This is a genomic window from Hymenobacter daecheongensis DSM 21074, from assembly GCF_900141805.1.
Taxonomy (GTDB): Bacteria; Bacteroidota; Bacteroidia; order Cytophagales; family Hymenobacteraceae; genus Hymenobacter; species Hymenobacter daecheongensis.
Genome location: NZ_FQYN01000006.1, coordinates 126,708 through 144,903, shown reverse-complemented (window position 1 = coordinate 144,903; position 18,196 = coordinate 126,708). Strand labels below are relative to the sequence as shown.

Sequence of the window (18,196 nt, the reverse complement as noted above, 5' to 3'; positions counted from 1 at the left end):
ACGCCCCGCATGTCGCACCCGCCCGTTTTCTACCTGCTTCTTGCCGCCTGTCTGCTGCTGACGCTGGGCCTGAGCGTGGCCGCGCTGCGCCGTGCCGATAAGCGGCGGCGGCCGGCGCGGCTGGTGGCTGGCTGGCTCGCAGTATTGGCCCTCTGGCTTACGGCTTATCCGCCGTTGCGCCCGGTAAAAATGGCTCCTACCGAGGTTATTCTGCTCACCGAAAGCTACCAGCCGGATACCCTGCGGCGGCTGCTCCGGCAGCTCGGGGCCGGCACGCGGGTGTGGCGCTACGGCCCCGCCGCCTCCCCTTCCGACACGCCCGCCATTCAGCACCTGCAAGCCCTGCGCGAACGATACCCCGCCCTGCGCCGCCTGCATGTGCTGGGCCGCGGGCTGCCAGCGGCGACGCTGCCCGAACTGGGTCCGGTGCGCTTGGTGCCGCATTCCCCGCCGGTTTTTCGGGGTTTCGCGCAGGCCGCCTGGAACCAGCGGCCATTGCTGGGACAGCCGGTTAGCGTGGAGGGCGTTTTCGCGTGGCCGCGGGCGCAGAATGCGACACCAGGCGCGCCGGTGTGGCTGAGTCTGCACGGCCCCGGCCAGCCCACCGACTCGGTGCGGGTGGCGGCCGGGGGCGGCAGCTTCCGGCTGCGGTACGTGCCCAAAGCGGCGGGGCTGGCCGTGTACTGGCTAGTGGCCCGCCAGCGCGGCCGCGTGGTAGCTGCCGAGCCGGTGCCCGTGGAGGTCAGCGCGCCGCTGCCGCTGCGGGTGCTGCTGCTGAGCGCCGCCCCATCGTTCGAGTTTAAATTTTTGAAAAACCAGCTTGGCCGCCAACAGCACCGCGTGGCCCTGCGCACCGGCCTCAGCCGGGGCCTGACCCAAACCGAGTTTCTGAACCAGCCCACCCACGACCTCACCCGCCTCACCCCCGCGCTGCTGGCCCGCTACGATATCGTGATGGCCGATGCCGCCACGCTCCAAGAGTTGACGCCGCCCGAAGCCCGGACGCTCAAAGCCGCGCTGCAAACCGACGGCCTGGGCCTGGTGCTGCTGGCCGAGGCGGCCGCGCTTCCCCGCGCCATGCCCGCCCGCGCCGACTTCGCCATCATTTCCCACCCCATCGGCTCCACCGACCGCCCGCAGCCGATTGCGTGGCCCGATGTCCCGCCACGTACCACCGCCACTCTGCCGGCCACCATTCGCCTCACGCCACCGGCCCGCGCCCTGGCTACCACAGCCCAAGGCCAGCCCGTGGTAGCTACCCGACGGGTGGGGTTGGGCTCCATCACGGTATCCGTAGTGCCCCAGACCTACCCGTGGGTGCTGCAGAACGCGCCGGACATCTATCAATCGTACTGGAATCTGCTTCTGCACGCGGCCCGGCCGCTGCCGGCCCAGGCGCAGTGGCAGGTATTGGCGGCGTGGCCCCGCCCCCACGAGCCCCTGCCACTCCGCCTGGTTTCGGCCGGGTTTCCGTCGGTGCGGCCGACGGTAGTGGGGCCGCGGGGCGCGGCGCGGCTGGCGCTGGCGCAGGATGCCGCCCTGTCCGAGTGGAAAACAGGCTTTTACTGGCCCGAAGCAGCTGGCTGGCATCAGGCAAAGCTGGCAAGCCTGCCCCCGTTCTGGTTTTACGTGTACGCCGCGGCTGACTGGGCGGGACCTGAAAACACGGTGCGCCAACTGGCGGCGCAGCCCTGGCAGCGTTTGGCAGCGCCCACCCCAGAGTCTGCGCCCGCCCCGCGCCGGGAACCCTGGCCAACGGCGTGGTTTTTTGGCTTGTTTGTGCTGGCGGCCGGCTTTTTGTGGCTGGAAGAAAAGTGGTAGTCGATTAAGCAGCTAGCCAGCAATGCACCGCTCCTGGCTTTATCAAGCCAACCGCCAGAATAAAGCCTTATAAATCAATACTTAATACCGAATATCTGGGTGGCCGCTGAGCCATTCATTTTCTACATCGCCAACCATATAGCCCCCCACAACGAACACGGGCCCAGTCCCGGCCGGGGCAGTAGTAGCTTGGTCGTTGGCAGTTGCTGGCTGCTCCGGGCTGGGTTGCTCAGCAGCACCGGCTAACGAAGAGTTGGATGGATGCACGGGCGGGAGTTGATAGTAAGAAAGAACTGGGATGGTTCAGGATAGTACCCTGATGCGCTAGGGGCGGCAAAGATTGCACTTATTAAATTATATATTTAATAAATTATGTATAAGTTTTTGACTGGCCTCGCCCGAAAGCAAACGGCCCGACATCCATACTGGATATCGGGCCGTCTTCAGCATTCATCAGCCAGCCTACGCTGGCAAATAATTACTTGGTTTCGGTGGTCGTCGTGGTGGTCGACGAAGCAGCCGGAGCCGGAGCAGCAGCAGCCGTCGTGTCGGTCGTTACCGTGGTCGTGGTGCTGGTGGTGTCCATTGCAGGAGCCGTGGTTTCAACCGTGGTAGGCTCGGTGATGGTGGTTTCCGTGGTAGCAGTCTTCGACTCGCACGAGGTCAGAGCAGCGGCGAATACGAAAGCAAGAGCGGAAACCTTCAGGAGATTCTTCATTTTTGGTGGTACGTTTGAAAAAGTTTGTCTGAAAAACGCCCTTCATACTGCCTTTCGCGGAAGGTAACCCGGCGGCAGAAAAAATATTTTCCCTGGGTTACCCCGGCAACCCGATTGTATTAACCACCAAAGCGAATGGGCAAGGGCGTTCCTTCCTACACCGATGAAGAGTTTGTGGCGGCCATCCGTCACGGCGACGACCGGGCGCTGGCACAGCTTTACCGCCTGCACTACCCCATGGTTTCGCACTACGTGCTGCAGAACAGCGGCACCGAAGACGAAGCCAAGGATGTGTATCAGGAGGGCGTGATGGTGTTTTATGAGAAAGTGCGCGACGGCTCCCTGGAGCTAAGCTGCCAGATCAAAACCTACCTCTACGCCGTGTGCCGCCGCCTGTGGCTGAAGCGGCTCAGCGAGAAAACCCGCTTCAGCGGCCGCCTCGATGACCACGAGCCCTTCCTCGAAACCGGAGCCGAAGCCGACCTGGCGGCGGCCGAGGAGCGCGACCAGCAGTTTGCCCTTATGGGCGAGGCGCTGGACCGCATCGGGGAGCCGTGCCGCTCGCTTTTGGAAGGTTTTTATCTGCTGGATAAATCGATGCAGCAGCTCACGGCGGAGTTTGGCTATACCAACCCTGACAATGCCAAGAATCAGAAATATAAGTGCCTGGTGCGCCTGAAAAAGCTTTTCTTCACTCACTACAAGGAGGAAGAATCGTTTTGAGCTAGCCCGGTCGCTGTCTGCCTATGAAAACGGAAGCCGACTACTACGCCTTATTCGATGCCTACCAGCAGGGTGGGCTGCCGGCGACGGAACGCGCCGACCTGGAGCGCCGCCTGGCCGCCGACCCCGCCTTCGCGCGGCAGTACGCCGACTTTGCGGCCCTCACCACCACGCTGCACGCCTACGGCGAGCGGCTGAGCACCCGCCGCAAGCTCCACGCCATTCAGGCCGACATGGATGCCGAAGCGGCCGTGCGGCAGACGGGCGAAACACTGCAAACCAGCATCCCAACTATGCCGACGGTGTACATCTCGCCCGTGGAGCGCAAGCTGCGCCAGTTCTGGGGTGCCCACCGCGCCACCATGATGGTAGCGGCTTCGGTAGCCGTGATGGCCGTATTCACCACGCTGCTGGGCCTGGAGTGGTGGCGGGCCGCGCAGCGGCCGTCGCTGTATGGCTACACCGTGCTGCGGCGCGAGGTAGAGCGCATCAAGCGCAACCAGCGGGCCATGAACAAGGCCATTCAGCAGGTTGATGGCAGCAAGCCGGTCATCGACCTGAACCCCGGCAAGTTCAGCGGCACCGGCTTTGCCCTCACCGCCGATGGCTACCTGGTGACGAGCTACCACGTTATTCAGGGCGCTGACTCGCTGCTGATTGAAAGCCACGACCGGCAGCGCTACCGCGCCGAAACCGTATTTACTGACGTGGCCCGCGACCTGGCCATTCTGCGCATCAACGACCGTAAGTTTGCGGGCTTCGGCCGGCTGCCCTACTCCTTCAAGCGCGGCGCGGCCGACCTGGGCGAGAAAGTGTACACGCTGGGCTACCCGCGCGAAGACCTCGTATTCAACGATGGCTCGCTGAGTGCCCGCTCGGGCTTCGAGGGCGACACGGCTTTCTACCAGATTTCGATTCCGGTGAACCCCGGCAACTCGGGCGGCCCGCTGCTGGATGACCGCGGCAACCTGATCGGCATCATCAGCGGCCGGCAGATGGACATGCAGAGCGCGGCCTTCGCCACCAAGTCATCGTATCTGATGCGGCTGGTGGACTCTTTGGCGGCGGCCGGCTCCGGGCAGCCCTACAACGTACCCCGCACCAACCTGCTGACCGGCACCTCGCGCCCCAAGCAGATTCGCAAGCTCCAGGACTACGTGTTTGTGGTGAAGGTGTACGAGTAAAGCCCGCCCGCTTTTCCCTATTCCAGAAAGCTCTGCCCATCCGGTGGAGCTTTTTTTGTATCGATGCGGCTCAGGCGCGTGGCGGGCCGTGGCACTAATTCCGGAGGGCATTAAACTTTTGCTATACTTTCGGAGTCTCAACGCCATGCGTTAGCAGAAGCGCGGCTAATTGCATACTTTACAAAGCCTTAGCATCGTCGCCAGCTTTTCGCCCCGCCTATGGACCGCAGATCTTTTCTTCGCAAAAATACCGACGTGCTCACAGCTCCGGCTCTGGCGGCGGCTCCGCTTCCGGCCCGCCCCACTGCCGCTGACGACGACGAGCCCATCAGTAAGTTCGCCAACAAGCAGCTGCCCACTACGGCTCGCTCCACGGCCGGACTGGCCCCCTATACCGGCACCTGGGGCTATACGCAGGCCGCGCACCTGCTGCGGCGCAGCCTGTTTGGCCCCACCCGGACCGAGATAGTAGCCGCGGCGGGCCGCACGCTCACGCAGGTGCTCAACGATCTGCTGACGGCCCCGGCCGCGCCCGCGCCGCCGCTGAACGTGTCGGCGACCGATACCAGCGTGGCCGTAGGCCAGACCTGGGTGACGCAGGCGTTCGACCAGAATTTTGAGGGCGTGCGGCGCTCCTCGCTGCGGGCCTGGTGGCTGGGCCAGATGCTGGGCCAGACGATGTCGCTGGCGGAGAAGATGACTTTATTCTGGCACAATCACTTCGTGGTGGAGCTGGGCGACATTAACGATGCGCGGTTTGGCTACCAGTATGCGGCGCTGCTGCGGCAGCACGCGCTGGGCAACATCAAGCAACTGGCCAAGGATGTGACGGTGAACCCGGCCATGCTGCGCTACCTGAACGGCAACCAGAGCACGGCCGGGGCCCCCAATGAAAACTACGGCCGCGAGCTGCTGGAGCTGTTTACGGTGGGCAAAGGGCCGCTCATCGGGGCCGGCAACTACACCACCTACACCGAGGCCGATGTGCAGGCCGCCGCCCGCGTGCTTACGGGCTGGCGCGACAGCGCGGCCAACCTCAACAGCTACTACACCGCCTCCCGCCACGATACTACTACCAAGCAGTTTTCGGCCGCTTTCGGCAGCGCTAGCATCGCCAACGGCGGCGACCAGGAGTACAAAGCGCTGATTGACCTGATTTTTGCCCAGCCCGAAACGGCCCGCTTTCTGTGCCGCAAGCTCTACCGCTGGTTTGTGTATTATGTGATAGATGCTACCACGGAGCAGAACGTAATTGAGCCGCTGGCCCAGCTGCTGATTCAGAACGGCTATAATGTGGGGCCAGTGTTGCGCACGCTGCTTTCGAGCGAGCATTTCTTCGACAGCGTGAACATGGGCTGCGTGATTAAGAGCCCCATCGACTTCACGCTGACCGTGGCCCGCCAGCTCCAGATTACGTTTCCGCCGGCTTCCTCGGTGGTGGCCCAATACGGCATGTGGGACTATCTGAACGGCATCACCAACCTGCAGCAGCAGGTGGTGGGCGACCCGCCGAACGTGGCCGGCTGGGCGGCTTACTGGCAAACACCGCAGTACTACGAAATCTGGATCAATGCCGTGACGCTGCCCCGCCGCAACCAGTTCACCGACCAGATGATCAGCACCAACGGCTACACCCGCAACGGGGCCAAAATCAACATCGACGCACTGGCCCTGGTGCTGGCCCTGCCCGCCGCCACGGCCTCCGATGCCAACCTGCTGATTGCGGAGCTGACCCGGCTGCTGTTCCCGATTCCGCTCACCGCCAACCAACTGGCATATCTGAACGACGTGCTGCTGCCGGGCCTTCCCGATTTTGAATGGACCGATGAGTGGACGCAGTACTTGGCAAATCCGACCAACGTGGCTAAAAAAACCGCCGTGACCACGAAGCTGCAGGCCCTGCTGCGCAGCATGATGGGCCTGGCCGAATACCACCTCAGCTGACAGTGAGATGGTGAGATGGTGAAATAGTGAGTTGTCGTTCCGCTGGCGCAAGCTGCGCGAAACACGCCATTAACACATCAAACTCACCATTTCACCATCTCACTATTTCACTACTCCTGATGAAACGCAGAGACTTTCTCCAGACTACGGCGGCGGCTTCGGTGCTGCCGGTGCTGCTCGGCGGCCTGCCGATTGGCGCGTATGGCTACTCGCCCGAGCTGGCCGCGCTTACCAATGCCACCTCCCAAACCGACCGGGTGCTGGTGCTCATTCAGCTCAACGGCGGCAACGACGGCCTGAACACGGTCATTCCGCTCGACCAGTATTCGGCCCTGATGAACGCCCGGCCCGATATTGCCATTGCGCAGAACCAGGTGCTGCCCCTCTCAACTGCCACCGGCCTGCATCCGGCCATGACAGGTCTGAAAAGCCTCTACGACAACGCCAAGCTGGGCGTGGTGCAGAGTGTGGGCTACCCCAACCCTAACTACAGCCACTTCCGCGCCACCGATATCTGGACCTCGGCCTCCGACTCCAACGTGACCATCACCTCGGGCTGGGCCGGCCGCTACCTCGACGGCGAGTATCCCAGCTTCCCAACCGGCTACCCCAGCACCCAAAACCCCGATCCGCTGGCCATCAGCATCGGCTCGGTGGTGAGCAACTGCGTGCAGGGGCCCTCTGTAAACATGGGCATGGCCATTGCCAGCACGGCCTCGTTCTATCAGCTGCTCACGGGCGGCGTGGATACCGCGCCCAACACACCCGCCGGCCATGAGCTGACGTTTATCCGGCAAGTGGTTTCGCAAACGCAGGTATATACCACGGCTATTCAGGCGGCGGCTGGGCGGGCCCGGAATCTGTCGCCGCTCTACCCCGCGGCGGGCGTCAACTCGCTTTCCGATCAGCTCAAAATAGTGGCCCAGCTAGTAGCTGGCGGCCTGCAGACGCGCATCTACGTCTGCAATCTGGGCGGCTTCGATACGCACGTGCTACAGGTGCCCGCCACGGGCAGCACCGCCACTGGCACCCATGCCACGCTGCTGGGTAAGATTTCGCAGGCTGTGGAAGCGTTTCAGGACGATTTGCAGCGGCTGGGCGTGCAGGACCGCGTAGTGGGCATGACATTTTCGGAGTTCGGGCGGCGCATCCGGGCTAACTCGGGCCGCGGCACCGACCACGGCGCGGCCGCGCCGCTGTTCGTGTTCGGCACCAGCGTAAACCCCATTATTCATGGCACCAACCCCGTGCTGCCGGCCAATGCCGGCGTGAACGACCAGATAGCCATGCAGTTCGATTTCCGCGCCATTTATGCCAGCCTGCTGAAAGACTGGTTCCGGGTGCCGCAGGCTACGCTCAATGCGCTGCTGCCCCACACGGGCCCGGCCTTTCCCTACGTGCCGGTGCTGCGGCCCGGCGTGGCCACCGGCACGGCCGCTGCCGCCGATACCAGCGTGCAGGGCTTCAGCGTGTATCCCAACCCGGTGCGCGAACAGGCCACGGTGGCCTTCGAGTCGGCGGGCGGGCACGCGCAGGTGCTGCTGTTTGATACGATGGGCCGCGAGGTGCAGCGCCTGCTGGACCGCGAGCTGCCGCGCGGCCCGCAGCGCCTGCCGCTGGCCGTGAGCGGGCTGGCCGCGGGGGCCTACTACTGCCACGTGCGCCAGGGCAGCCGCGTCAGCAGCCGCCTGCTCACCGTACTGGAGTAGCGCCGCCCGCCATGCATTCCTGCGGATTCTTCGCTTCTGATTTGGCATGGCTGCTTTTCTTCGGGGCTAATTGAAAAAAGGCGCAGCCCGCCACCGGTTTTTTGCGTACAGGCCTCACAGTGGCTCTGCTACGTTATCTGAACCGACTTTTTCCACTTACACCAAAGCTCCGCTATGGAACAGCAGCTCGAACAACAACTAGAGAAGATTCTGCCCGAAGATCTGGCCCGCACCTTTGAAAGCGCCTACCACGTGCTGGTGCAAGGCAACCACGACCACATGGACGACCTGCTGAAGCACGGCGGCACGCTGCTGAAAAAAGCCGCCCAGCGCCTCACGCCCACTCAGCTTATTCTGGGCATTGCGGCCATTGCGGCCGTGGCCGTAGTGGTAGTAAACCAGGCTTCGCAGCCCGATCAGGAGGAGGAAGACGACAAAACCTCGGCTGAGGCGCTCAAGGAAGACCGGGCCAAAAAGGCCGCCGACGCGCACAAGAAAGATCAGCCGAAAAGCGCCCAGGAGCATCAGGGCCACTAGGTTCCGTGCCCGATTTCAGTTCCGCGACCCGTGCGGCAGACTCTGTCTGCCGCACGGGTTTTTGCTTTTTATTTTATTGCGTATTGCCGATACATTTGGATTTGATCATTACATAGCCGTATCATTGTGTCGAAATAAAAATATTTCTTCTTTTCATAATACCAAAGCAATGAAAATGCTTGCCCTCGCCGCCCTCATCATGGGTAGCAATATGATTGCAGCCGAACCAGTTGCCGCTCAGCCAGCCAGCACGGCCGCCACCAGCACCACCATTGCCCCACCGCAGCCCAGCGGCATCTGGGGGCTATTCAAAGCCAAGAAGGGCCGCAAATACCGCCCGGCCTACCGGCGGCACCGCTAAGCGGCCCGCTCAGGCGGCCGGCGCCAGCACCGTTGGGTCGTTGTGGGCAGGCGAATTCACTTGCGTACTCACGGCGTATTCCTGCATGAGCGCAGCCGCGTAGGGGCGCAGAAGCGCCTGGTGCGCGGCCACCGACACGCCGTCGTCGAGCCAGGCCAGCTCGGCGGCACGGTCGGGCAGCAGCACCGGCATCCGGTTGTGCAGCTGGACCATCAACTCGTTGGGCTCGGTAGTGATGATGGTGAAAGTGGGCAGCACTTCGCCGGTTTCGCGGTCGGCCCACTCGTCCCAGAGGCCAGCGAAGGCAAAGGGCTGCTCATTGCGCAGCAGAATGCGGTGGGGCGTTTTGGGACCTTTGGGGCCGGCGGTCTGCTGCCATTCGTAGAAGCTATCGGCCAGCACCAGGCAGCGGCGGCGCTGTAGCAGCTGCCGGAACGAGGGCTTTTCGGTCAGCGTCTCGGCCCGGGCATTAATGGGTTTAGGCGCGGTTTTCACGTCGCGCACCCAGCCCGGCAGCAGGCCCCACCGCACCAATTGAATCCGGCCGGGCTCCGCATTGGTGATGATGGGCAGCTGTTGCGAAGGAGCCGCGTTGTAGTTGGGCGGCATGGGCTGGGTGAAAGTAGCGTCGAAGCGCTTTTCGACGGCCGGAGCCGGGCTGATAAAGGTATAGCGGCCGCACATGGCTGAAGAAGTTGGTGGGAGGTACGTTTCGTTACGCCCAATCAGGGCCCGATGTTAAGTTTTCGGGCAACAAAAAGGCGGCTGAATTGCTTCAGCCGCCTTTTTGCTATTCCCGAAAGTGACGCTTACTGCTGCACGAAAGGCAGCGTGACTATGCCTTCCGCGCCCTGCACCCGCACCAGGTACAGGCCGGGGGGCAGCATCTGCACCTCCAGCTGATGCGGCCGCGCCCCATCCAGGCGCTGCTGCCGCAGCACCCGGCCGCGCACGTCCCGTATCTCGACCTCGTACGGGCCGGCCGCCAGCGCCGTCAGCTCCAGCGTAATCTGGCTCAGGCGGGGGTTTGGGTTAGGATAGAGACTTACGCTCAGCCGGGCCGGGCCGGCCGCAAACTGCACGGCACGGGTGGGGCTGAGCGTGGCTTTGCCATTGGTATCCACTTGCCGCAGGCGGTAGTAGATGGGCTGGCCCGAGAGCTGCCCGGCCTGCGCATCGCGGAAAGTGTAGGTGCTGGTGCTGGTAGTGGTGCCCTGGCCCCGCACGGTGCCGATGACCTCGAACCGAACGGCATCAAGGGAGCGCTGCACCTCAAACCGGTCGTTGTTTTTCTCCGAGGCGGTGGTCCAGAGCAGGTGCGTGGCGCTGTGCACGGCCTGGGCACTGAACGCCGATAGCTCTACGGGCAGCGGCGTGCCCACATTGGTGGTGAGCGAGGCCGTGTTGTTGCTGGCTTGCGGGTCGGGCACCGACGATTCGGCGAAGGCCAGGCCCGTGAGCGAAGGCGCGGCACCGGCCGGCACCGTGAACGTGACACCGTTGGTCACGGCCGGCGCACCGCTGGCCAGCGTGGCTACTGGTGCGAATGTTACCCAGCCGGTGAGGTCGTCGTAGGTGCCGCCGCTGGTGGGCACCACGGTGCCGGTGGGCAGGCTGGCGGGCAGGTGCAGCTTGGGCACCACGTTCAGCGCCGTTACGGAGCCTTCGTTCACAGTAGTCATGGCGTAAGTCACCTGGGTGCCGGGCATGGCAGAGCCGGGGCCGCTGATGGTGGCGGCCACATCGGCCCCGTTCACCGTGATGCGAATGTTGGCCGGGCTCGACGTGTAATCAGCGCCCAGAATAGACTGCATGGTGTAGGGCACGGCCACGGTGCCGGCAAACGTGCCGCTGGGCACGAAGGTGACGATGCCCAGATCATCGACCGTGAAAGTGCCTTTGCCCGGCACGCTCATGGTGGTCTGGCGGCCGGCGGTGGAAGGATCCAGATCGACGGAAGCGGGCTCGATGCTGCTGCCGGGAGCCACGTCGTTGGCGAGCACAGGCACCGTTACCGACTGATTGTAGTTGGTGCTGACACGGTCGGTATTGGCAAACGGCACCTGCACGATATTCAGGTTGCGGATTTCGTGAATGTTAGTGCTGCCGCCCGTGGAGCCCGAGAGGCCGAGGCGCAGGTTGGCCGGCGGGGTATCGACCACGAAGTTGTCGATGGCGGTGCGCAGGGCAGTGCCATACTGGATTCGCACCGAGATACGGTAGGTCGTTACGCTGCCCACGGTGGTCGGCACCACGTCGATGAAGGCGCGGCGGTAGTCAGCGTTGCCGGGCTGCGCGCGGGTCGAATTCACATCGAGCGCAAAACCAAGGCCGCCGAGGGCGGTGCCGGTCAGGTATGGGTAGTCGGTAGCGGCCGAGCCGTTGCCGGCCCCGCGGATGGCTACGCCGTTGGGCACGCGCCCATTGGCATCGAGCACCGCGCTGCCGCCGGAGCGGCCTTCCTGCGCGTTGGAGTAGTTGCCGAACTCATCGATGCCGATGCCGATATAGCCCTTGGAAACGCCATCGGCCACCGGCGAAACGGTCTTTTGCGCGTAGCCCAGCGAGCCGCCGGTGGCCCCGATGCGGAAGCCGCCGGCCGGCTGGTTGGCATCAACCAGGAACACGCTGAAGCCATCGGCGCCGGGCGTAGTGCCGCCGTAGGAGAAGAACTCGAACGAGATGGTGAAGCCCGCCGACGAAGGAAAGCCCACGTTGTCGATTACGTAGCCGGCCTGGTTGTTGGTGGCATCGGTGAGGCGCAGGTAGCCCGCGCCCACGGCATCATTGGCGCCGCCGGTGCCCGTGAGGCGGGCTGCCCCGCCGAAGGAAAAATTGGGAGCCGAGTTGCCTTTGAAGGTTTCGTTGCGGGGAAACTGGGCCACCGCGGGCGTAAGCAGCAGGCCGCCGCACAAAGTGAGCAAAGCCGTCCGCAGCCGGCGCAGCACTCCGCCGCCAAACCAAATAGTACAAGTTTCTTTCATAACAGAGAAGTTGGGATGAGGAAGAAAAGACCAGGCATGCAATGCTTCAGCAATGAACTCAGTCCAACTTACGCAGTCAATAGCGCATCCTATCACTATCTTGATATTCTTAAATTATAAGACGATATTCTTTATTATATTATAAAATTATTTACTTTTATTAAACTTTATTGCATTAAATAATTAATAACATCTGTATTCGGCCTTACTATGAGCAGTTCCGACGTTCAGGAAATATTCAAAATAACGCCTATCATATTCATTGCCTTTACTTCAACATCCCCATTGAAGCCCAACCGTAGATTAGTACAAATATTCGAATCTGGGTGCTTGACTGCTCAAGCACTCAAGCATTGCCAGCAGAATAGCTACCCCGCGTTGTTCAGCCTTCCTGCATGATTGTACCGGGCGACTGATAATGCTGGAGCCACCAACAGGCCGAAGCCAGATCATCGAAGGTGGCCAGCACGGGTTGCGTGATGAGCGGCAGCAGGGCTTCCGCATCTTGTCGGGCTTTGAAATCGGGGGCGTATACCCATGCCAGGCACTCCAGGCCGAGGCTACCTAGTTCGTGCAGCCAGCTTAGGCCCCAACCAGTAAGGCGAAACTCGGCACGGAAGACGTTGGAGTTGTCGTTGAGGATTTTGCGACAAGGCCGAAGTTTGAGGCACTGTAGAATCTGCTCGCAGCCGGCCTGGGCCGAAGCCTGGGTGTGAATGCCTTTCCAGTCAGCGTAAAGCCAGTCGTTGTCCTGATCGTAAGCAATGAAAAGGCTTTCGGTATTCACCAGCGGGTGCAGATTCATACAAGCCGACTCGGAGGCAGCGGGAAAAGCGTTGCCCTCATAGTCTTCTACCTTGTGATTACCATCTGATACGGATTGAATATATATTGTAATTATGTCAATAAATTATATACTTATTTTTATTATCATTGTAGAGTAATTCATCTGCCCCGGCTTCTGCCGCTTCGCTGGCTTCCCGAGGGTGCGCCCCGCTTGCCCTACCCTACCTATTGCACCATTGCTTTTCGTGATTTCTATGCCGTAAACCCTACGCGAATCACTATGCCTGCACTCACCGGGGCCGTTTTGATTGTGGCTCCTCCCACGCTGCTCCGGCACGGCCTGCTGCTCACGCTCCAGCAGGCGTGGCCCGCCCTGGATTTCATTCTGACGGCCGATGCCGGCCAGGCTCCCGGACTGCTGCGCCGCCAGCCCTACCGGCTGGTAGTGGTAGATGGCCTACTGCCCGACCCGCCGCTGTCCAGGCTGCTGGAGCTGCTACACCTAGCCCGCGCCAACCAGCAGCTGCTCCTGCTCACGAGCCAGCGGATTTCGACTTCGCTACGGCAGGCGTTGGAGGCAGTGCGTGGGCTGGCGCTGCTGCCCCGGCACGCAGCCCCGGAAGCCGTGCTGCTCACCATTGAGCCCCTGCTGGGCGGCGAATCCGAGGGCGGTATGCCGGCGGCGGCGGCGGCCCGCGTGCCCCGCGCGGTTGGGCCGCCTACACCTTTCAGTCGCCGCGAGCTGGAAGTGCTGCGCCTGGTAGTGAACGACTGCTGCAACCAGGAAATAGCCGACCAGCTGTTTCTGAGCGTGCGCACCGTGGAAAGCCACCGCCGCACGCTGCTGCAAAAAGCCGGGGCCAAAACCCTGGTAGGGCTGGTGGTGCAGGCCGTGCGGCAGGGCTGGGTGGGGGTGTAAGGTTTCTGTGAACAGGCTACAAGAACATACCCATCAGGCAGTTAAGCAATTGCTACAATAGTTACCGAATTGGCCTACGTGGCAGCGCCATTGCTACTAGCGCGACCCAAGTATTTCAGAGGAAGAAAATCCACCTCAGAAACCCAAAAATGGCGTCGGGGGCAGACGCGAAAAAAGACGAAAAATCCGTGCTGACACTGATTTAGGTACTAATCAGGTCGGGTAGTTTTATAAGGAGTTTCTCCACAGACAGCTCTCCCTGGCTAGAGCCACGCCAGGCAGCATATCACCTGTCACAACCACATCGTGTATGATTTCTCGCTACGTCTCCGAAGCGGAGGGCTATAAAAGCCCTACTGCCATTCGTTTGGGCATCTACAATATGCCCGGTGATGCTACCCTGCGTCGCATGGAAATTGTGGCTCATGAGGTATTCGATCCACTACGCGAGGCTTTTGGCCGGCCGTTGCGTGTGACCAGCTTTTACCGCTCGCCAATACTGAATAAGGCCGTGAACGGTTCACCTACCAGCCAACACGTGCGCGGTGAGGCCATCGATATTGACGGTGATCCAGCAGGACTCGACAACGCTGAACTGTTCGATTACGTGCGGCGGCATCTGCCCTTCGACCAGCTCATCTGGGAATACGGCACCGCCCGCAGTCCGGCCTGGGTTCATGCGAGCTATGTAACCCACCGGCCTAACCGTGGGCAGGTGCTACGGGTACTGTCCGGAGGCGCGACGCAGCTGGTGAGTGCGCGACAACCCCCGTGGTGAGGCAATTATGTTCCAGTCTTTGTCAAAACTTGGTTTTTGAATTCAACTTCAGGAAAGCGCATATGCCACATCAGATATTCACCGCAAATTTCAACTCTCATCAGCCCGTTTCGCTGACGATTGATGTACAGTCCACCAATCTAGTATCACACCAGTTCTGGTATAGACTCCCAGGCGAAAATACCTGGATAGAGTTTGGCTCTAGTCGCGATGGGGCGAATACCAGTGGGTCGCGCCACACTTATAATATCGATCCTTTACTTCCTCCAAACACTACGCTGCGCTATTGGCTGCTCTTTGATAATCTGCGCAATATCTCAGTGCCTTATGATACTGTCGTTACGCTTAATCAGGCGGGGAATGAGGTGCACCGTTTCATGGTGCAGGGCAGTAACCAGCCGGACCAAATCAGCAAGCAAACCGCTGATGTCACTTTAGTGTGAGCACCATGAGCCAGATTTGTCTAAAGGAAAGGTGGCTGGTTTTGTTGGGCGTCTTACTCATTGTCCGAAACACCCAAGCCCAGTCCCCGACGGAACCCCGCTATGCCACGCCGGAGTCGCCAGCGCACGCTTTTTTGGGCACCAGCGCGGCGGTAATCCGCCCTTCTTCGCCCAAAGACCTCGTGGTGCAGCTCGTGAATGCCATTGACACTACCGGCCGGGTGAAGCAGGGTTTTGCGTTGGAAGCTTCAACTGTACCGCTGCAACTCTCCCGTATTAATCTGAAAGACTACCAAGATCCAAAAAAATGGCTGGCCTATGCCTGGGCCAACACGCAGTTTTCAGGTGGTACGGCGCGGAGCGCCGGCAGCACCGGCGCTACTGATCTGGCGCTGGGGTTTAAAACCGTCTTTTTCGACGACGGCGACCTGCTGCGCAATCCTGAATTTACCAATGGTCTGCAGCAAGCTAAGAAGGGCTGTTTTCCAAAGCCAGAGGATGTGACTGACAACGACAAGGATATTAGGTGTGCTGAAAAGGCGAAAAAGACCTATAAGGAAACCTGGGAGAAAAATAACCCGAGCTGGAATGCCAAGGCCCTGGCGCTGGCCGGGGCGTTCGGTTGGCGGTATCCAGACGCCGTGTTTGAGAACAACCGGTTTCTGGGCGGCTCAGTATGGCTCACCGGTGCCACGCCACTAACAAAAAACGGACAGCTCGTCGGGCTGGTGCGCTACGACCGGCGGAAACAACAGCCGGACGTACCGGCCCTGAATCAATTGACCGGCGGCCTGCGGGCTTTGGCAGGCTCCGCTAATTTGAACCTGTTTCTGGAATGGCAGTTCAGCAGAAATTACGATGCCGCGCCGCAACTGGACTCCTCCACCAACCAGTGGACCGGGGGAGTGGAGTTCCGCCTATCGGACAAGCTATGGGCTTCTACTGCCTTAGGTCGGGCCGCCACCCCCAGCGGCGGCGGACGCTCTATTGTGATAGGCAACTTACGCTGGGATATAGGCCAGTCGAAGTACGGCGTGCTACCCCAATGAGGGGGTTGCCCCATAACGCCTTTGCGGCCTGAGAAAAACCAGGCTGGCTGGTTGGGAATCATCATAATAGTACGCTACACGCTAACTACGCTCTGCCCATGTTGCTCCTATTCCTAAACCCGTTGCGCCGCATTCGCTGGGGGCTATTAGCCGCTTTGATTTGCGGTATACCAGCCGTTGGTCAATCGCCCGCTCCCGCTCCGTCGGCCACTTTGCCGGTAGCCCGTGCCTATACCGCCGATGTCAGCACAAGGTCAGCCAAGTTATTAGAACGGGCTGAAATAGGGCACACCATTGAATTGCGAGTGCCTGGCTTCCGGCTGCCCCCTAACAAATCGGCCGCCGACCTGGTGTTGTTTATCAACGGGCTGCCAATGGCGGGGCTACACCCCAGCAACGCTAATATTCCCAAGCCAGCAGCACCTATGCCCGCCCAGGGTGCTGCCAAAGTTGTTGACGGCAAACCCGGAGAAGTCGCAAAATCCAGAGTCCTTCCCACCGATACGAGCACCTTTCAATTCGTGCTGGTCCGGGAGGGAGCCACGCTCAAGGCATGGGAGCGGTTTTACCGTCATCCTCGGTTCAACGAGTACAATATCCAATACAGTCTGGGCTTGCCGGACCAGGAGCTTACCCAGCGCACTAAGGGCACAACATTGGAGCTAGTGCGCCAGCGGCGAATAACATTCATCTGGCTGGTCACTGCGCTGGTCTTTATCGGGCTGATATGGCTGGCTATCCGCACAGATATTATTAAGGACCAGAGTACGCACGAAAAACGCCCGTATAGCCTGGCCCGCACCCAAATAGCGTGGTGGACGCTGGTGGTACTGGCCGCGTTCCTGCATCTCTACGTGTATACCAATGAGATGCCGACCCTCACTGATGCGACTCTGGTACTGCTGGGTATCAGCGCCGGTACCTTCGCCGGGGCCCGCCTCGTCGATCAGTCGCAGGCCGAGGCGCAACGGCATCAGTCCACAGTAGGTAGTCGAGGCTTTTTTTACGACCTGATGTCCGATGGCTCTGACCGCTATAACAGTGGCCGCAACGGCATTAGCGTCCATAGGTTCCAACTGCTCATCTGGACGCTGGTGCTAACCATATTGTTTTTGCGCTACACGCTACGCAATCTGGACATGCCTAAATTCGACGATAACCTCCTGCTGCTCATGGGAATCAGCAACGGAACCTACCTGCTGCTAAAAATCCCCGAAAATGCCCAGCCTGCCACCGAAGTGCCCGCCGCGCCTCTCCATGCCCAGCAGCCGACGGCCAATATGAATGCCGCGGGTGCCGGGGCGACAACTATTTCCCAGCGCCCTGCTGAAGATGACAATGGCCCTACCGCGGACCTGCCAGCCAATGTGGACCTGGACCCCAATGCGGCTTCTAACCCTAATAACGGCGTCGGCTAACGCGCATCTGCCATGAAACTATTCCCCGATCAGGAGTACCGCATTGAGGCTATGTATCTGACGAAAGGCAGCAAGCGCCGCTCAGGGGCAGCGCTGAGCCCCGGCGTGAAGTTTATTGTAGCGCATGATACCGGCAACCCAGGCTCGACAGCTGCCAACAACGTGCAATACTATCAAAACACGCGCGACGAAATTTCAGCCTCCGCCCACTTATTCGTAGATGATCAGCGCATTATTGAATGTGTCCCCGCGCTGACCACAAACCTTCCGGAGAAAGCCTGGCATGTGCGCTATGTATGCGCTCAGGACAATGAGCTATATGGCTACCACGCCAACGACGCGGCCATTGGCGTGGAGTACTGCTACGGCCCCAATATCAACGCGGATGAAGCATACCGCCGCTACCTGTGGGTGTTGGCTTACGTCTGCTACCGTTTCGGTCTCGACCCTGCTCACAGCATCGTAGGGCACTGCTTTCTGGATCCAAGCCGCAAAACCGACCCAGTTACAGGGCTGGCAGCCAGCCGCCGCTCCTATGAACAGCTGTTGCTGGACGTAGCAAAAGTGTATGATGACTACACCAACCCTGCCCTGCCTGCTGTGCCGGGGCCGGCCATGCCCGGCGCAATTAGTTTCATTACGACGCGTACCGTCACCAACATTCGGCAGGGCGAGCCTTTCCGCCGGGCTCTGGCACGGCAGGTAACCGGTGGCACCAGACTGAATCCCAGGCAACTGGTAGCTGGTGAGCAAATAAACGGCAACAATCAATGGTATGAGCTGGCCAACGCCGAATATGTCTGGGCCGGAGCGGTCATCTGA

Annotated in this window: 17 protein-coding genes; 13 read left to right on the top strand and 4 right to left on the bottom strand. The window is 60.8% G+C overall.

Annotated elements, in window-relative coordinates; translation table 11 throughout:
- Positions 1-9 precede the first annotated feature (9 nt).
- Positions 10-1,821 (top strand): hypothetical protein, encoded by a 1,812-nt coding sequence (locus BUB62_RS12775; RefSeq protein ID WP_073110632.1) that lies wholly within the window; start codon positions 10-12, stop codon positions 1,819-1,821.
- Positions 1,822-2,299: 478 nt separating this feature from the next.
- Here BUB62_RS12775 and BUB62_RS12770 read toward each other — a convergent pair whose 3' ends face one another.
- The gene (locus BUB62_RS12770) at positions 2,300-2,539 is read right to left on the bottom strand and encodes a hypothetical protein (protein WP_073110631.1); all 240 of its coding nucleotides are present in this window, start codon (positions 2,537-2,539) and stop codon (positions 2,300-2,302) included.
- Between the two features lie 135 nt (positions 2,540-2,674).
- On the opposite strand from BUB62_RS12770, the gene BUB62_RS12765 reads away from it, so the two are divergent.
- The 6 genes from BUB62_RS12765 (at position 2,675) to BUB62_RS12740 (ending at position 8,997) form a co-directional block, all read left to right on the top strand.
- Positions 2,675-3,262: an RNA polymerase sigma factor gene (locus tag BUB62_RS12765; RefSeq protein ID WP_073110630.1), complete on the top strand. Its 588-nt coding sequence runs from the start codon at positions 2,675-2,677 to the stop codon at positions 3,260-3,262.
- Between the two features lie 23 nt (positions 3,263-3,285).
- Positions 3,286-4,446 (top strand): S1 family peptidase, encoded by a 1,161-nt coding sequence (locus BUB62_RS12760; RefSeq protein ID WP_073110628.1) that lies wholly within the window; start codon positions 3,286-3,288, stop codon positions 4,444-4,446.
- A 219-nt stretch (positions 4,447-4,665) separates the two neighbouring features.
- A complete protein-coding gene (locus BUB62_RS12755) occupies positions 4,666-6,390 on the top strand; it encodes a DUF1800 domain-containing protein (RefSeq protein WP_084539049.1) in 1,725 nt (574 codons plus the stop codon).
- A 119-nt stretch (positions 6,391-6,509) separates the two neighbouring features.
- Positions 6,510-8,099 (top strand): DUF1501 domain-containing protein, encoded by a 1,590-nt coding sequence (locus BUB62_RS12750; protein ID WP_073110627.1) that lies wholly within the window; start codon positions 6,510-6,512, stop codon positions 8,097-8,099.
- 174 nt (positions 8,100-8,273) lie between these two features.
- Positions 8,274-8,636, top strand: a complete 363-nt coding sequence (locus BUB62_RS12745) for a hypothetical protein (protein ID WP_073110625.1) — start codon at positions 8,274-8,276, stop codon at positions 8,634-8,636.
- 175 nt (positions 8,637-8,811) lie between these two features.
- A complete protein-coding gene (locus BUB62_RS12740) occupies positions 8,812-8,997 on the top strand; it encodes a hypothetical protein (RefSeq protein ID WP_143164153.1) in 186 nt (61 codons plus the stop codon).
- A 9-nt stretch (positions 8,998-9,006) separates the two neighbouring features.
- Here BUB62_RS12740 and BUB62_RS12735 read toward each other — a convergent pair whose 3' ends face one another.
- From BUB62_RS12735 to BUB62_RS12725, 3 genes are all read right to left on the bottom strand, one after another.
- Complete coding sequence (locus BUB62_RS12735; RefSeq protein ID WP_073110622.1) at positions 9,007-9,681, bottom strand: SOS response-associated peptidase; 675 nt, start codon at positions 9,679-9,681, stop codon at positions 9,007-9,009.
- A gap of 125 nt (positions 9,682-9,806) precedes the next feature.
- Entirely contained in the window at positions 9,807-11,981 is a 2,175-nt protein-coding gene (locus BUB62_RS12730) for a T9SS type A sorting domain-containing protein (protein WP_073110621.1), read from the bottom strand.
- Between the two features lie 382 nt (positions 11,982-12,363).
- Complete coding sequence (locus BUB62_RS12725) at positions 12,364-12,786, bottom strand: hypothetical protein (protein ID WP_073110619.1); 423 nt, start codon at positions 12,784-12,786, stop codon at positions 12,364-12,366.
- A gap of 261 nt (positions 12,787-13,047) precedes the next feature.
- Here BUB62_RS12725 and BUB62_RS12720 point away from each other — a divergent pair, with 261 nt between their 5' ends.
- The 6 genes from BUB62_RS12720 (at position 13,048) to BUB62_RS12700 (ending at position 18,196) form a co-directional block, all read left to right on the top strand.
- Positions 13,048-13,686, top strand: coding sequence for a helix-turn-helix transcriptional regulator (locus BUB62_RS12720; protein ID WP_084539068.1), 639 nt, complete (start codon positions 13,048-13,050; stop codon positions 13,684-13,686).
- Positions 13,687-13,996: 310 nt separating this feature from the next.
- Complete coding sequence (locus BUB62_RS12715) at positions 13,997-14,464, top strand: D-Ala-D-Ala carboxypeptidase family metallohydrolase (RefSeq protein ID WP_073110616.1); 468 nt, start codon at positions 13,997-13,999, stop codon at positions 14,462-14,464.
- A 62-nt stretch (positions 14,465-14,526) separates the two neighbouring features.
- A complete protein-coding gene (locus tag BUB62_RS19060) occupies positions 14,527-14,907 on the top strand; it encodes a hypothetical protein (RefSeq protein WP_143164152.1) in 381 nt (126 codons plus the stop codon).
- A gap of 5 nt (positions 14,908-14,912) precedes the next feature.
- On the top strand, positions 14,913-15,956 hold the full coding sequence (locus BUB62_RS12710) for a hypothetical protein (RefSeq protein WP_143164151.1): 1,044 nt from the start codon (positions 14,913-14,915) through the stop codon (positions 15,954-15,956).
- A 122-nt stretch (positions 15,957-16,078) separates the two neighbouring features.
- A complete protein-coding gene (locus BUB62_RS12705; protein WP_143164150.1) occupies positions 16,079-17,374 on the top strand; it encodes a hypothetical protein in 1,296 nt (431 codons plus the stop codon).
- A 12-nt stretch (positions 17,375-17,386) separates the two neighbouring features.
- Complete coding sequence (locus BUB62_RS12700) at positions 17,387-18,196, top strand: peptidoglycan recognition protein family protein (RefSeq protein WP_073110611.1); 810 nt, start codon at positions 17,387-17,389, stop codon at positions 18,194-18,196.

What these genes read in the sequence shown, in the direction of transcription:
- BUB62_RS12775 (WP_073110632.1), top strand. Translation starts at nt 10, where the DNA reads ATGTCGCACCCGCCCGTTTTCTACCTGCTTCTTGCCGCCTGTCTGCTG.
- BUB62_RS12770 (WP_073110631.1), bottom strand. Translation starts at nt 2,539, where the DNA reads ATGAAGAATCTCCTGAAGGTTTCCGCTCTTGCTTTCGTATTCGCCGCT.
- BUB62_RS12765 (WP_073110630.1), top strand. Translation starts at nt 2,675, where the DNA reads ATGGGCAAGGGCGTTCCTTCCTACACCGATGAAGAGTTTGTGGCGGCC.
- BUB62_RS12760 (WP_073110628.1), top strand. Translation starts at nt 3,286, where the DNA reads ATGAAAACGGAAGCCGACTACTACGCCTTATTCGATGCCTACCAGCAG.
- BUB62_RS12755 (WP_084539049.1), top strand. Translation starts at nt 4,666, where the DNA reads ATGGACCGCAGATCTTTTCTTCGCAAAAATACCGACGTGCTCACAGCT.
- BUB62_RS12750 (WP_073110627.1), top strand. Translation starts at nt 6,510, where the DNA reads ATGAAACGCAGAGACTTTCTCCAGACTACGGCGGCGGCTTCGGTGCTG.
- BUB62_RS12745 (WP_073110625.1), top strand. Translation starts at nt 8,274, where the DNA reads ATGGAACAGCAGCTCGAACAACAACTAGAGAAGATTCTGCCCGAAGAT.
- BUB62_RS12740 (WP_143164153.1), top strand. Translation starts at nt 8,812, where the DNA reads ATGCTTGCCCTCGCCGCCCTCATCATGGGTAGCAATATGATTGCAGCC.
- BUB62_RS12735 (WP_073110622.1), bottom strand. Translation starts at nt 9,681, where the DNA reads ATGTGCGGCCGCTATACCTTTATCAGCCCGGCTCCGGCCGTCGAAAAG.
- BUB62_RS12730 (WP_073110621.1), bottom strand. Translation starts at nt 11,981, where the DNA reads ATGAAAGAAACTTGTACTATTTGGTTTGGCGGCGGAGTGCTGCGCCGG.
- BUB62_RS12725 (WP_073110619.1), bottom strand. Translation starts at nt 12,786, where the DNA reads ATGAATCTGCACCCGCTGGTGAATACCGAAAGCCTTTTCATTGCTTAC.
- BUB62_RS12720 (WP_084539068.1), top strand. Translation starts at nt 13,048, where the DNA reads ATGCCTGCACTCACCGGGGCCGTTTTGATTGTGGCTCCTCCCACGCTG.
- BUB62_RS12715 (WP_073110616.1), top strand. Translation starts at nt 13,997, where the DNA reads ATGATTTCTCGCTACGTCTCCGAAGCGGAGGGCTATAAAAGCCCTACT.
- BUB62_RS19060 (WP_143164152.1), top strand. Translation starts at nt 14,527, where the DNA reads ATGCCACATCAGATATTCACCGCAAATTTCAACTCTCATCAGCCCGTT.
- BUB62_RS12710 (WP_143164151.1), top strand. Translation starts at nt 14,913, where the DNA reads ATGAGCCAGATTTGTCTAAAGGAAAGGTGGCTGGTTTTGTTGGGCGTC.
- BUB62_RS12700 (WP_073110611.1), top strand. Translation starts at nt 17,387, where the DNA reads ATGAAACTATTCCCCGATCAGGAGTACCGCATTGAGGCTATGTATCTG.